Source organism: Microcoleus sp. CZ3-B2 (assembly GCF_036705055.1).
In the GTDB taxonomy this organism is placed as follows: Bacteria; Cyanobacteriota; Cyanobacteriia; order Cyanobacteriales; family Microcoleaceae; genus Microcoleus.
Map to the genome: position 1 here is coordinate 137,257 of NZ_JAUBTN010000006.1, position 15,351 is coordinate 152,607.

Annotated in this window: 7 protein-coding genes; 5 read left to right on the forward strand and 2 right to left on the reverse strand. The window is 43.6% G+C overall.

What is annotated here, in order from left to right; translation table 11 throughout:
- Positions 1-45: 45 nt before the first annotated feature.
- On the reverse strand, positions 46-747 hold the full coding sequence (locus QUA97_RS04515) for a polysaccharide deacetylase family protein (protein ID WP_333193383.1): 702 nt from the start codon (positions 745-747) through the stop codon (positions 46-48).
- Positions 748-1,236: 489 nt separating this feature from the next.
- Between QUA97_RS04515 and QUA97_RS04520 the strand changes: the two genes are divergently transcribed.
- Positions 1,237-7,737: an AAA family ATPase gene (locus QUA97_RS04520; RefSeq protein WP_333193385.1), complete on the forward strand. Its 6,501-nt coding sequence runs from the start codon at positions 1,237-1,239 to the stop codon at positions 7,735-7,737.
- Positions 7,738-7,910: 173 nt separating this feature from the next.
- Here the strand turns inward: QUA97_RS04520 and QUA97_RS04525 are convergent, their stop codons facing one another.
- Positions 7,911-9,089, reverse strand: a complete 1,179-nt coding sequence (locus QUA97_RS04525; RefSeq protein WP_228049788.1) for a response regulator — start codon at positions 9,087-9,089, stop codon at positions 7,911-7,913.
- Between the two features lie 826 nt (positions 9,090-9,915).
- Here QUA97_RS04525 and QUA97_RS04530 point away from each other — a divergent pair.
- The 4 genes from QUA97_RS04530 (at position 9,916) to QUA97_RS04545 (ending at position 15,051) form a co-directional block, all read left to right on the forward strand.
- On the forward strand, positions 9,916-10,809 hold the full coding sequence (locus QUA97_RS04530) for an RNA polymerase sigma factor (protein WP_333193389.1): 894 nt from the start codon (positions 9,916-9,918) through the stop codon (positions 10,807-10,809).
- Entirely contained in the window at positions 10,749-11,933 is a 1,185-nt protein-coding gene (locus tag QUA97_RS04535; RefSeq protein ID WP_333193392.1) for a tetratricopeptide repeat protein, read from the forward strand. Before QUA97_RS04530 ends, QUA97_RS04535 begins: the two co-directional genes overlap by 61 nt.
- A 546-nt stretch (positions 11,934-12,479) precedes the next feature.
- Positions 12,480-14,147, forward strand: a complete 1,668-nt coding sequence (locus tag QUA97_RS04540; RefSeq protein WP_333193395.1) for an ABC transporter ATP-binding protein — start codon at positions 12,480-12,482, stop codon at positions 14,145-14,147.
- A 43-nt stretch (positions 14,148-14,190) separates the two neighbouring features.
- Entirely contained in the window at positions 14,191-15,051 is an 861-nt protein-coding gene (locus QUA97_RS04545; protein WP_333193397.1) for a class I SAM-dependent methyltransferase, read from the forward strand.
- Positions 15,052-15,351 lie beyond the last annotated feature (300 nt).

Sequence of the window (15,351 nt, forward strand, 5' to 3'; positions counted from 1 at the left end):
TTCTCAGCGTCCTCAGCGTCCTCTGCGGTTTAATCAAATCCTCTATTATTTCAGCAACTCCGAAACAGTCTTAAACGAGTAACCTTTTGACTGCAAAGTCTTGACAATTATCTCAGTTGCTGCTACGGTTTTCGAGCGATCGCCCCCGCCATCGTGCATCACCACAATCGAACCCGGTCGCACATTATTAATCACCTGATTTGCAATATCATCTACCGTGTGAGTTTCCTCATAATCTTGAGAATCCACATCCCACATAATCAATTTTTTGTGCATTTGGGAAACCAAATAAGACAAACCTATAAATCTCCGTCCCCAAGGTGGCCGAAAATTAATACTGTCCTGCTTCACCCCATTTTTCTGCAAAAGGTTGTCAGTTTTTTCGATCTCAGAAACCAAATGTGGCTGGGGTTTAAACATCATATCTTTGTGAGAGTAGGAATGGTTTCCCAACTCATTTCCCCTCGCCACAATCATTGGCACGATTTCTGGATGTTTCTCAATATTGCGACCGACTTCAAAAAAAGTTGCTTTAATTTGATAGCGGTCTAAAATATCTAAAAGCTGATTTGTATAGGGAGGATAGGGGCCGTCATCGTAGGTAAGCGCCACAACTTTCTGTTCAGTATCAGCGCGGTTGAAACCGAAATAATTGTGAAAGTTAGTAACATTGATTAACAGTGTCGCTGCGAAAAATAACGCTATTGTGAAAAGCAGAAACTTTTGTAAATTTTTACCGATTCGCATAGTTGCACGCACTCGATTTAGAATGACATCGATTAGGACTTACGCATCACAACCTGCATAAACCCGGTTTTAGGCTGTTTCTGCGGACTTTAACGAAGTATTTTCAAAAAAACCCGGTTTCTGACTGCCCGTGCGTAAGTCCTAATCGATGTCAGATTATAGCACGATCGGGGGCAGATTAGTCTTGACATTCTCCTGAATAAAAATGTTATACTCGCAGTCAGGGTTATCTACTCAGGGAGCATCTCATATTTGTAAAAAGACTTCTTTTGACTCCTTCTTTCTTCCTCTTTCCTCCTGTCTCCTGTCTCCTGCCTCCTACCTCCAATTTCTAGCTTGGCTGCAAAAGTGAGATGCTCCCTCTACTCATCATTCGACCTTTGGGACTTTCGACAAAAAAAAGCTGTAATTCACAAGTACGAAAGCTAACTATAAATAAAATTAATTGAACAATACTCAAGTTTTTTTTCAGCAACAGTAATTCCCAACATGATTTCACTGCCAGATATCACAATTGTCAGCCAAATCTATGAAAGTGCTAATTCCCTCCTATACCGAGGCATCCTCAAATCAAATCAGCAACCTTTGATTTTGAAACTCCTCAAAGAGGATTACCCCACACCTGCCGAACTCTATCGCTATCAGCAGGAATACGAAATCACTCGCCGTCTCAACCTAGAGGAAACGATTAAAGCCTACGAACTGCGAAAATACGAGAACACACAAGTCATGTTGTTGGAGGATTTTGGAGGAGAGTCATTAAAAATTCTGCTGGAAAATCGTACCTTTTCAGTATTAGAGTTTCTCCACCTTGCCATCCAAATCACAGATGCTTTAGCCAAAATTCATCAAAAAAATGTCATTCACAAAGATATCAATCCGTCCAATATTGTCTTGAATCCTCAAACGGGACAATTAAAAATTATTGACTTTGGCTTATCTACCATCCTATCCCAAGAGAATCCCAGCCTCAAAAGTCCTAACCTTCTAGAAGGAACATTGGCTTATATATCTCCCGAACAAACAGGGAGAATGAATCGAGTAATCGACTACCGCACCGACTTTTATTCTCTGGGCGTTACTTTCTATGAACTGCTAACCAACCAGTTGCCTTTTGCATCCGTCGATGCCCTTGAATTAGTCCATTGCCATATTGCCAAACAACCGACTCCACCTCATGAAATCAATCCCGAAATTCCCTTGAATCTCTCAGAAATTGTCAGGAAGTTAATGGCAAAAATGGCAGAATATAGATATCAGAGTGCTTGGGGAATCAAGGCAGATTTAAAAACTTGTCTCACTCAATCTATAACTGGTCAAATTAAAGCTTTTTCCTTGGGATACCAAGACATTTATCCTCAATTACAACTCCCTCAAAAACTGTACGGAAGAGAATCACAGATTGAATCATTATTGGCTGCTTTTGTTCGCGTAGCTTCGGGAGAAGAGAAACAACTAGGTGCGAGCAACCCAACGACAACTGAGTCACAAAATTGTCAGCGACAAGGACAAACTGAACTCATGCTAATTTCTGGATACTCTGGTATTGGAAAATCAGCTTTAGTTCAGGAATTGTATAAACTCATTACTCAAAAACGCGGCTACTTTATTGCAGGTAAATTTGACCAGTTGCAACGCGATATTCCCTATCAAGCTTTAGTCGCGGCCTTCCAAGAATTGGTGCGGCAACTGCTCACGGAAACTCAAGCGCAATTAGAACAGTGGCAAGAGAAGATTCGAGGCGCATTAGGCAGCAATGGACAAATTATTATTGATGTCATCCCCGAAGTTGAACTGATTATTGGCAAACAGAATCCTGTCCCAGAATTGCCACCAACAGAAGCAAAAAATCGGTTTAATTTAGCTTTTCAAAACTTGATTCAGGTCTTTTGCCAAAAAGAGCATCCTCTCGTCTTATTTCTAGACGACCTTCAATGGACAGACAGCGCTACGCTGCAATTAATCCAGTTGATAATGACCGATTTTACTACTCAATATCTGTTTGTAATCGGAGCTTATCGAGATAACGAAGTCAGTGCAACTCATCCTACTATGCTGACTTTATCTGAGATGGAAAAACAGGGAGTAGTAATTAATTATCTTTCCCTTTCACCCTTAAATTTAAACCAGGTTAATGAATTCATTGCGGATACGCTGAAAACTGAGTGCGTCCCTACGCAAAGATTAGCAGAGTTGGTTTGGAAAAAAACACAGGGAAATCCCTTTTTTATCAAAGAGTTTCTCAAGTCACTTTATACAGAGCAATTGCTAAAATTTGATACTAATGCTGGGGGTTGGGATTGGGATTTAGAGCAAATTATAACTAGGAATATTACTGATAACGTTATTGAGTTCATGGCAGATAAAATTCAAACCTTATCAGAGTCAGCACAAAAAGTTTTACGATTAGCCGCTTGTATTGGCAACAAATTTGATTTACAAACCCTTTCCATTATTAATGAAACTTCTCAAAAAGCAGCGGCAAATGAATTGTGGGATGCCATTCAATCGGGATTGATATTACCCATTGGGGATGATTACAAATTCCTGAAAACAAACCGAGAAGCGAAGGAATTAAAAATTACCTATAAATTTGCTCACGATCGCATCCAGCAAGCCGCCTATTCCCTAATTCCCCCAGACGACAAGCAAGCCGTTCACTGGAAGATTGGGCAACTTTTATTGCAAAACACTTCGCCACAGAACCTCCAACAAAAGATTTTTGATATTGTCAATCAACTCAACTTCGGTATAGAAGCAATTGACGTTCAGTTAGAAAGAGATAAACTGGCTCAATTAAATCTGATTGCTGGCAAAAAAGCGAAGGCATCAGCAGCTTGGAAACCCGCCTGCAATTACTTAATAATTGGTATAAATTGCCTGAGTGCAGATAGTTGGCTTCGTCAGTATGACTTAACTCTGGCACTGTACGTGGAAACAGTAGAAGCTGCTATCTTGAGTGGCCACGTTGAGGAAATGGAAAAATTCGCTGACCTTGTGCTTCAACAAGCTACTTCATTGCTGGACAAAGTGAAAGTCTATGAAGTCAAAATTCAAGCCTATACAGCACAAAATAAACCTCTGGAAGCTATAGATACGGCACTTTCAGTATTGAAAATGTTAGGGATTCGCTTTCCTAAAAAAACAACTAAATTAAATATTTTCCTTGAACTGTTGAAGACTAAGTTAAGTTTAGGATGGAAGCGAATCGAGGATTTAATCGACCTACCAGTGATGACTAATCCTGATAAGCTGGCAGCAATGCGTATCCTATCAACTGTCGTTTCTGCTGCCCATTTAGCCACACCTGACTTGGTGCCGATAATTGCGTTTAAACAGGTAAATTTATCCATTAAATACGGGAATACTTCTGTGTCTTCTTGTGCCTATGCTACTTACGCACTAATTCTGTCGGGAGAAACCGTAGGAGACATTGAGACAGGTTATCAGTTTGGACAACTTGCTCTCTTATTACTCGATAAGTTTAATACTAAAGAACTCAAAGCCCGAACCCTATTTATTGTTAATTACTTTGTCAACCATTGGAAAGAGCATCTTAGGGAAACTTTAAACCCTTTGCAAAAGGCTTACTCGATCGCTCTAGAAACAGGAGACTTAGAATATGCAGCTTATTCAGTTTGCGTATACTGCTACCATTCCTATGTATTGGGGAAGGAATTGGCAACAGTCGAGGGAGAGATGGCCATGTACAGTAATACCCTCAGCCAACTGAATCAAGAAACATCATATTACTACAACCAACTGACTCGACAGGTTGTATTGAACTTGATGGGACGGGCTGAAGATAAGTGCCGTTTAATCGGTGAAAGCTATGACGAAACAAAAATGTTGCCTCTGCATATAGAGGCGAATGCTCAAAATCTTTGTCGATCCCTCTATTTTTTTAAGTTAGTTCTCTGCTATATTTTTCAAGACTATCAGCAAGCTATAGAAAATGCTAACTCAGCCGAAAAATATAGCGATAGCGCTGTAGGTACTATTCCTCTCTACCATTTCTACAATTCTTTACTTTATCTCGCTATCTATTGTGACGCACCTAAATCCGAGCAAAAACTCATCCTCCAGAAGGTGAAAGGCAACCAGAAAAAGATCAGAAAATGGGCGCATTTTGCTCCGATGACTCACCTCCATAAATTCTATCTAGTGGAGGCAGAGCGATATCGAGTTTTGGGTGAAAATGTTAGGGCGATCGACTACTACGATCGCGCCATTGCCTTAGCCAAAGAACATGACTACATCAACGAAGAGGCTTTGGCTAATGAACTCGCTGCCAAGTTTTACCTCGCTTGGGGAAAAGAGCAAGTTGCCCAAGCCTATATGACAAATGCTTACTACTGCTATTTACGTTGGGGTGCCACAGCTAAAATGACAGATTTGAAACGACAGTATCCAAAACTTTTAAAGCGTTTTACGACAGCCAATACGTCCATAGATTCGCGCAACAGCCTGTCTAATACCTCTGGCAGCACTTCAGGTGAAACCCTGGATTTGGCCGCATTGATGAAAGCATCTCAGGCGATCGCCAGTGAAATTGAGTTGGATAAACTCCTCACTACTTTGATGAGAATCCTGCTGGAAAGCTGCGGGGCACAAATTGGCTATCTAATTTTAGAGTCTCAAGGACAACTAAGAGTCGAAGCGTCAGGTGAGGCTAACTCAAATCAGGTGATGGTTTTGCAATCGACTCCCATAGAAACCTGCCTGCCTTTGTCGATTATTCAGTATGTTGAAAGGACTCAGGAAGGACTGATTGAAACCAATGTGGCCCGTGAAGGCAGGTTTACCCAAGATGCTTATATCAAAGCACACCAGCCCAAGTCTATTCTTTGCGCCCCTCTGCTCAATCAGGGGCAATTAATTGGAATTGTTTACTTGGAAAATAATTTAGCAGAGGGCGTTTTTACACCCGATCGCCTGGAAGTGATTCAACTATTATCAAGTCAGGCGGCGATCGCCCTTACCAACGCCAGACTCTATACTCAAGTACGATCGACGCAAAATCGCCTGAATAAATTCCTCAATGCTATACCTTTAGGCATCTCCGTTCACGACGCCAAAGGACAAATCATCTACACCAATCAAGTTGCACAGCAATTACTGAATATTCAAGATTTACCCAAAGCCGAAACCGAAAAATTATCACAAACCTATGGCGTTTATCGTGCAGGCACTGGGGAGATGTATCCAGTCGAACAGCTACCCCTAGTGCGATCGCTTGGCGGTGAAAAAGCTCAGGCTGATGATTTGGAACTGCATCACAGCGACGGGAGCATTTTTGTAGAAGCAACGAGTACGCCAATTTTCGATGATACGGGTAATGTAGAGTATGCGATCGCAGCCTTTCAAGATATTAGCGATCGCAAACAAGCCGAAAAAACTCTCATCGAAAATATCCGCTTAGAACAAGAAATTAGCGATCGCAAAAAAACAGAAGCAGAACTCGAACAAGCAAAAGAAGCAGCCGAATCAGCCAACAAAGCTAAAAGCACTTTCCTCGCCAACATGAGCCACGAATTGCGAACTCCCCTGAACGCTATTCTAGGCTTTTCTCAACTGATGAATCAGGATACAAATCTGTTAAGTGAACAAACAGAAAACCTCAAGATTATTCATCGCAGTGGAGAGCATTTATTATCTCTAATCAATCAGATCCTTGACCTTTCCAAAGTAGAAGCCGGACGCATGACGCTATCGGAAACTAACTTTGACATTCATCAGTTCCTAGCCGATATCGAGGAGATGTTTGCGTTGCCAGCAAAATATCAAGGCTTACAATTACGATTTAAATATGCTGCTGATGTTCCTAAATATATCTACGCTGATGAAGTTAAGTTGCGACAAGTGCTGATGAATTTAATCAGTAATGCTATTAAGTTTACCTCTTCTGGAAGCGTGTCTGTAGAAGTAAAAAGTAAACAGGCAAAACCCCAAAGTGAAGCCGAAACACACATCACCAAAAACCAACAACAAACAACCATTATCTTTGAAATAAAAGATACAGGACTTGGCATCGCTGCAGACGAACTAGAGAAACTATTCAAACCCTTCGTACAAACAGCATCAGGTCAAAAAGTACAGCAAGGAACAGGATTGGGACTGACGATTAGCCGTCAATTTATCCGCTTGATGGGAGGTGAAATAACAGTGATTAGTGGTGGCAAAGCTTTCACTCCCGGAATCCCTCTGGGGGAATTATCTGATGATACGACGCCTATACCAATATCTGGTACAACATTTCAATTTGAGATTTCTGTGAGTATTGCTGATGGAAACCAAATTCAAAACCAACCCTACCATCGTCGCGTTGTTACTTTAGCACCCAACCAACCCCAATATCGTATCCTAGTAGTCGATGATAAAGATGACAATCGGCAACTGTTAATTAAACTCCTCAAACCTCTGGGTTTTAAAGTGCAAGAAGCGAGTAACGGTATTGAAGCACTTGAAATTTGGGATTCATACTCACCACACCTGATCTGGATGGATATGAGAATGCCCGTTATGGATGGTTACGAAGCAACAAGACAGATTAAAAGTACAACTAAAGGGCAAGCTACTGCTGTTATTGCTTTGACAGCTAGCGTGTGGGAAGAAGAAAAGGCAATTATTTTATCGGCTGGCTGCGATGATTTTGTGCGAAAACCCTTCCCCACAGAAGCTATCTTTGACATTATGGCTAAACATTTGGGAGTCAGTTATATTTATGAGGAGCAAGAGCTATCGTCTTCGGCTGATAATGTGAAGGGAGAACCCTTAAATTTAACAGATTTATTAGCAACCATGTCACCAATATGGATTGTAAAATTGCATGAAGCAGCTCTTGACGCGGATTCCGAATTAGTGTCTGAACTCCTTGAGGAAATTCCTGATTTCCAAGTTCTAGAACTTCAGACTCTCAGAGGTTGGCTGAATAAATTTCAGTTTGAGAATATTCTCGATTTAACTGAACCTTTGGTTGGTGAATCTTGATGCAGCAGATTGCAGTTGTATCAAGTAAATTATCGATATATCCCCCCTAACCGCCCTTAATAAGGGGGGGACAAGAGTATTCAAAGTCCCCCGACTATCCGGGGGATTTAGGGGGATCTAAACTCACCTAAAAATAGTAGCGGTTGAAACCGCCGAACGATTTTGGGGGTGACTTAATTCACTTCAATCATTGAGTTTAGGGGAGACTGTTTTAACTTGGTAAGGTCGCGGATGGTAATTGAGCAGCCGTCTCCCAATTTCACAGCAGTTACATAACAGCATTTGCCAATGTCATCGCTTTCTAGATGCACCTCTCCTGCAAGTGATTCTCCAGTCTCCACAACCTCTACTAATAAATCAAATAATTTTGGAATCAATCTATCGAGCAGTTTTTTTAGAACGGGTTCGCCCGCTAGTTCTGTGCGTTTTTTCCCTAAGAGTCTGGCAAAGACAGGGTTAACTACCAAGCAGCGAAAATCTTCAATTTCTCCACCAATATCCCCTCTCACCGCCTGCACTGCGGCTATTGCATCCAGAGAGGAGTTTAGCAAATTGGCCAGCAGGGTGCGAGATTGGTAGGCAATTTCTGCGGTTTGCTGGTGTCGCTCGATTGCTTCTTTAAGCTGGCGTTTTTGGTGCCCGATAGTGACCTGAGTTTCGAGGCGAACTAGCACTTCTTCCGGCTCAAAAGGTTTAGAGATGTAGTCAACTCCCCCTACCTTAAAAGCTTTGACTTTATCAAAAATTTGGTCAAGTGCGCTTAAGAAAATAATCGGAATTTCTGAGGTGTTTTCATCGGATTTGAGGGCTTGGCAGACTTGATAGCCGTCCATGTCTGGCATTTTAATATCCAGCAATATAGCATCGGGGGGATGATTGCGAACTGTTCTCAAGGCCATCGCACCATTGGTGACGCAGCGAACTTTATAGCCATTCTTATTGAGAATTTCTGTGAGAAAACGCAGATTTTCTGGAAGGTCATCAACAATTAAAATGTTGCCTTTGCAAGTTTCTAATTCATTGATGTCACTTCCTTGGGCCGCAGTCATCGTCATAGGTTCGCCTTTTGCATTGGCGATCGCAGTTGCAGTTGTGGTGTTTTGCTTCTCTACCAGAGAGCGAAAGTTATTCTTAGTAACTTTTTCCCCCATTACGTCTGAAAGGCGCTGCCACAGGATGGCTGCTAAATCTTTGATATGTCCTATGCTCAGGTACAAGCTGTCAGCAATGACACTATAAGTTGCGTTTTCCCAAGCAGCTTTTAAGATTTCTTTTTCAAGCAAACTTAAGGTTTTACTGGTTTTGGACTCTAAGGCTGATTCGATAAATTCTAGGGCTTCTTCAAAAGTCATATACACATCCATCTCATCGGGTAAAGTTTTTAAGTTTTGAACCCTAGCTTTGAGTTATACACCGTAGTAAGTCGGTGGGGAAATTCCTAATAGCTATTATGACAGACTTATTGACAATTACGCTCTGGGCGATCGCCCCCGATCCTCATTTTACCTTGTCGAAGCAAAAGTAGCGATCGCCCGCTTAATTCTTTTTGAGGGCGATCGGCTTAAATCCTTGTCAGCACAAGGCTTTTAAGTTGATTGTCACCCCCGTCAGCTCTTTGAGTTTGTTCGCATACATTTTTGCCCACCTCTTTCTTCACCAGTCCTGGACGCACTCCCACCAAAGAAACCGGGTTTTTTACCGAATCTGCGGGCTGCAACCTCTGTATTTTCGTAAAAAAACCCGGTTTCTGGGCCCCCATGCGTAAGCCCTATTCACATAACGATCCGAATGATCCGACTTTTCCGACTTTTCGATCCGACTTTTCCGACTTGCTTTAGGCCGATCGTCCAAACATACTATTGAATAGCATCCACCAAAAGACAGAGAAAAGTATCAGTCATGCTGTCGATCTGCTCTATCTAAAGATAGATAGTAAAACCAGGGCGTCCGACTTTTCCGACTTTACGATCCGACTTTTCCGACTGACAGGGGCGGGGGAGGGGAACCCTGATACAGACATGGAAAGGATGCAGCCTCAAAAAAAGAGCAACTGAATCCAATCTTTATCCGCATAAATACTGAGACCACACTCAGCTAGATGTTGGCGGGATTGGGGTGCAACGAAAAAAGCAACAGAGGAATGTTCCTTCACATCTATCTTTCACCACTTTTAAAATCATGTCAAATTCTCAATCCGTTATTGCAACAGACATTCGGTGTTGTCCAGAAGATATAGAGAAAGCATTTTGGCAGTTATGGCAGCAGAACCGAGATGATCTTTACCGTTGCTGTCTCAGGTGGATGGGGGGGAATCCTGCTGATGCCGAAGAGGTGCTCAGTCGCGCCATGCTCAAAGCTTGGGATAAATTGCCAGACTATGCCGAAAAAATCACCAACCTCCGAGCTTGGATCACCCGCTTAACCCATAATCTATGTATAGATATACATCGAGAACGTCGCCGGAAGGCAATGCAGATCGAGGATATTGAAGAAGTAGCTGCTACAGGAAATTCAGCAGTTATTTCTGGTTTGAACTCTCCTGAAGAAGCACTTCTACATCATGAGTTGGGACAGTACATTCGCCGCGCTATTGATACTCTTCCTTCTCGATTACGCAATCCGTTTATCCTGCGTTACTGCCACCAGATTGCCTATCAAGATATTGCCCAAAAACTTGCTCTCTCGCTCAATAACGTTTACAAGCGCATCCAACAGGCACGAGAAATTCTGCAAAAGCGTTTGAGCGGGTATTTGTCAGGGTTGGATGATGCTTTGTCAGATTCCTCCGAGTCGTCTCAAAAGGGGGACGTTGCCTTTAGCAGCGATGATTTTGCTGTAGGGGTTGTGCCCCAGTGCCTACCCCGTCAAGATTGTGGGGCGATTCCCTACGGGATAGCTTCGCTTGACGCGGGGGAATTGCCCCTACAATCCGCTGAAACGATCGCATCCGACTCGATCGCCCCCATCCCTCAAAACATTGGCGAAACAATTAATTATCAGGTAACAGCAATATGTCTAGAAACACTACATTCCGGGTGGTATCCCTCACTCAGTCCTCTGGGGTGGAGTTGAATGCTTACCTGGTTGGAGACTCCAAGCCAACCAGACAAGAGCAGAAGCTGAAAACATTAAGTGAGTACGTGCAGCAGTATCCATCTGGGTGGAAGAAGCGGTTGGAATTGGCGAATCTGCTGTATGCAATGGGTCGTATCGAGCAGGCGGTTGAGGAATATCGCCAAGCGATCGATCTGCAGCAACCACCATCGATCGGCGTGCGGTTGCAATGGGGGAAACTTTTGCAGCTTATGGGACAAGAGGTTGAGGCCGTAGCGGTTTATGAAAGTGCCTTGGCCAATGCACGCCATGAGGCGACTCGGCAGCATATCAGCGGATCGATCGCACTCTGTAGAGGTGACACTCCGGCAGCGATACTGGCTTTTGAGTCGGCGGCTTCCCTAGAACCAAATAATGCGGCTCACTGGCTGGCCTTGGGGCAGGTGCAAAGGGGCAGAGGGGATGCGGTTGCAGCTTTGCGAGCCTTTGATACGGTTTTGTCACTGAACCCGGATGATGTTGTAGCGCTGATTGACAGCTACGACGCTAGTCAGGCGGTGGGGAATGTGCGCCAAGCGCAGCGCAGGTTGAGCAAAGCGCTAGAGGTGGCTCCGGGTGATTTTGGGGTACTCAAACGACTGGCGGATACTCGTTGCCGGATGAGATTGGTATCCGGTGAGGAGGGGAAGCAGACTAAACAGATGATTGGTTCTGTGCTGCAACTGGCTCCCGATGCGGCGGATGCCCGCGAGTTGCTGGCATATTATCACGTTTTCCGGGGCGAGTCAGCTAACGGGATTGGGGTGTTGGAACGGTTTACTGAGGAACACCCGAATCATCCGAGGGGTTGGTATTCCTATGGGCGTTACTTGTTCCATACGGGGGAATATCAGAAAGCGGCTGAGGCGATGCTGAAGGCTTATCGTCTGTATCCCCAGGATTGTGAAATTTATCGGGCGTTGTGCGAGATTTTGCCTGTGGCCTCTCCCCCAGTTCCTCTCGATCCCCCCTCCGCCCCTCTTAAAAAGGGGGGAACCAGTCTCAAAGTCGCCCTTGATAAGGGGGATTTAGGGCGATCGAACAATCAAGTAACCCTTGCATCAATAGTAGAAGAGATGCTCGATCGTTTAGATGTAGGGTGAGCATTGCCAACCCTACATCTTTTGTTGCTGACCTTAATTCAATGACACAATCTGGTGCAATGGGTGGAAATTAGAGTTTTCGTGTTTGAGGCAGGTTTCATGGGTGGATTGAGTTAGGGAAAAACTGCGGCTAACTCGAAAAATTCAGAAATTGACCTCTGGAATCGTCTTATAGGTGTAGAAGCTAAAAAGCAAAAAAAGGAGAAACAAAATCGCGCAACTATTTAAGGTACGATCACTTTATTTTATGTTCCAATAAAATTATGCGCCGATTAGCGCAGACAATTCGATTAATTTTAAGTATTATTACCGATGTCTTTCAGCGCGTCATATTACAGTCACTCAGAAATATCTCAATTAGGCAAAGATCCGACTTTTCCGACTTTACGCTCCGACTTTTCCGACTGACAGGAGCAAGGTAGGAAAGTCATGATAGAGATATGGAAAGGATGCAGCCTCAAAAAAAGAGCAACTGAATCCAATCCAAAGCTGGATAAATGCTACCTCAAAGTATAAATCGTGCCTGTAGACAAACTCCCCTAACTCATGGAACTGATTTGGTTCTTTAAAACCCTCAACAAATACATTGCCTCCTACAAATGGCAATTCATTTTACTCTTCACCTGCCTAATATTCGACGCAGCATTTGATTCAGTCTTCCGAGCCAGCTTAAAATTTATCATCGATGCCGCCATCGTTCCCCAAAACTATAGTCTTCTGGTTCTAATCCTGTCATTGCTAGTTGTCGGAGCAATTCTATATGCCTGCATCGGTTTGCTAGGAATTTTCCTAGGAGCGCGTTTAGGCATTTTAATCACCAACAATATCCGACACTCTCTATTCGAGCATCTCCAAAGCCTTTCAATGGAGTTTTTTGGACGGCGTTCAGCCGGAGATATAGTCAATTGTCTCATCGCCGATGTCCAAAAGGTGGAAAATGGTGTAATTACAATGGGGCTGACAGTTGTTGTTTTACAACTGTCTAACTTCCTATTTTCTCTGGTTTTCCTCTTCTTCCTCAACTGGCAATTAGCCCTGCTGAGTTTAATCGGTTTAACCCTCTGCACCATTGCCCCAGCAAAAATTGCCAGCCTTGCCACCGAAGTCGGCTATAAGTTGCTGCAAAAAGAAGGACAAATTGCCAGCGTTATCGAAGAGAATATGCTCTCGCAAACCGTTGTCAAGATATTCGGGCTGGAAAACCAAATGACTGAGGATTTTTCCAGGGATTTAAATGACTTAAAACAGGTTTATGTCCGCGCAACCTTTCTCTCCTACTTAGTGCAGAAAGTTCCCATGATTGGTTTTGTCATGACGCAGCTTATCGTTTTAAGTATCGGTGCTGTCATGACATACCAGAATATCATTTCCGTAGGCACCCTTGCCTCCTTTCAAGTTTTAATGCTAGGATTGAATCTCAATATCCTCGGTTTAACTTCGTCACTGCCTGCATTGATCGATGGAGTAGCAGGGCTGCAACGCATCAGCGATATCTTATCAGAAACTCCGGCGATTCAGGATGCACCAGGTGCGATCGATTTACCTCACTTTTTCAGTGAAATTTACTTTGACGATGTTACCTTTAGCTACTCCCAAGATAGAGGTGGAGTTAAAAATCTATCCCTAAAAATTCGCCAAGGAGACTTCGCGGTATTTGTCGGTCAAAGTGGAGCAGGAAAAAGTACAATTGTCAACTTGCTGACGCGATTTTATGACCCGGATAAAGGACGCATTCTGTTTGATGGAGTTGATTTACGTCATGCAACAGTACGCTCCCTCCGTTCTCAAATTGGACTGGTTTCTCAGGATGTAATTCTCTTTAATTCCTCGGTGCGAGAAAACATCCGCATGGGCTATCTAGAAGCCACTGACGAACAAGTCGAAGCCGCAGCCAAAGCCGCCGAGATTCACAAATTTATTTTGTCCTTACCCCAAGGCTACGACACACCTGTTGGTGACAGGGGCGGACAGTTATCAGGGGGACAACGGCAAAGAATTGCTTTAGCTAGAGCCTTGGTGAGAAATCCAGCAATTCTGATTCTGGATGAAGCCACATCCGCCCTCGACCCCGCCACAGAAGCCGAAATCCTCGCCACCATCGAGCGCATCACCAAAGAACGCACGGTGATTTTGATTACCCACCGCATGGCCCATGCCTTGCGTGCGGATGTCATGTACGTGCTGGAAAACGGCAGCTTGGTTGTTAGCGGTTGACACACAGATTTGACCTGTACTGAACATTTTGGAGTTAAAAATTATGACCGACACAAATGATTACAAATGGCTAATCCCCTCTTCTCATAACCTAGGCTCGAAATCTCTTGAAGAAGAGAAAGATATCTGGGATAAAAACCACGAAGATTATACCAACACCTCTTTCAGCCTCACCCATGACCCCAAAATCTGCAAAAACTTAATCCGTCCAGAGCGTTCTCCCGGCTACGATATTCCCAACTCGCCTGACATCAAAGTCCTAATTCCCGGTTGTGGCTCGGAAATTTATCTTCAGAAAACCTTACTAGAATTTTGCCCCCAAATTGGACAAATCTACTGTACCGATTTTTCCAAAACAGCGATTGAAAAAGCACAAGCAGACTGGAAAACAGCAGATGGAGATTCCCGACTCAACAATCAGCAAATCGTGTTTGAGCAAGTAGACTCCACGCGAATCACCGAACAAAAACCGGAGTGGAACGATAAATTTGATTACGTCCTCCTTGTAAATTCTGTGGTTTCCAGTGAGGATAAAACCAACCGCGAGATGATTCGGGAATTTGGAAAAGTTCTCAAGCCAGGTGGCAAGATATACGGATATTTTCCAACCACCTTATGCTTCTTAGAAATTGCCTATTTTAGTCGCAAACACGCTCACTGTGTTACAGAGGGATTTATCGATGTCTACGGCAATAAAGTTTGGGACGCTGAGTGGCAAACTGCCCAGATTTATTACACTCCCTTGCGGTTAAATCGCATCTTTAAAGAAGCGGGATTAAAACAACTCTGTTTGGAGATGGAGTTTTTGGACTATGAGCCTTTTGTTTCCATGTTTAAAGAGATGATAGCTCATGACGACCCGGATATCTTTCTCTGGCATCTTCTAGTTCGTTATGAAAAATAGGACTTAGGGATTTGGGCGAAGCATCGAGCGAGATGCTTGGTTTCACTCAGCATGACACATAGGCTTTGCGTAAGTAGGGACACGGCATTGCTTTGCGTAACGGACACGGCATTGCCGTGTCCCTACTTTGCGTAACGGACACGGCATTGCCGTGTCCCTACTTTGCGTAACGGACACGGCATTGCCGTGTCCCTACTGAAAAAAACCTGCCGACAAAACTGTCAGCCCTGACGGGGTGACAACCCCGTTAAAACCCATAGCTAACAAAGGTTTGACCGATTTATGGTAAAAAAAGATGGG

What these genes read in the sequence shown, in the direction of transcription:
- QUA97_RS04515 (WP_333193383.1), bottom strand. Translation starts at nt 747, where the DNA reads ATGCGAATCGGTAAAAATTTACAAAAGTTTCTGCTTTTCACAATAGCG.
- QUA97_RS04520 (WP_333193385.1), top strand. Translation starts at nt 1,237, where the DNA reads ATGATTTCACTGCCAGATATCACAATTGTCAGCCAAATCTATGAAAGT.
- QUA97_RS04525 (WP_228049788.1), bottom strand. Translation starts at nt 9,089, where the DNA reads ATGACTTTTGAAGAAGCCCTAGAATTTATCGAATCAGCCTTAGAGTCC.
- QUA97_RS04530 (WP_333193389.1), top strand. Translation starts at nt 9,916, where the DNA reads ATGTCAAATTCTCAATCCGTTATTGCAACAGACATTCGGTGTTGTCCA.
- QUA97_RS04535 (WP_333193392.1), top strand. Translation starts at nt 10,749, where the DNA reads ATGTCTAGAAACACTACATTCCGGGTGGTATCCCTCACTCAGTCCTCT.
- QUA97_RS04540 (WP_333193395.1), top strand. Translation starts at nt 12,480, where the DNA reads ATGGAACTGATTTGGTTCTTTAAAACCCTCAACAAATACATTGCCTCC.
- QUA97_RS04545 (WP_333193397.1), top strand. Translation starts at nt 14,191, where the DNA reads ATGACCGACACAAATGATTACAAATGGCTAATCCCCTCTTCTCATAAC.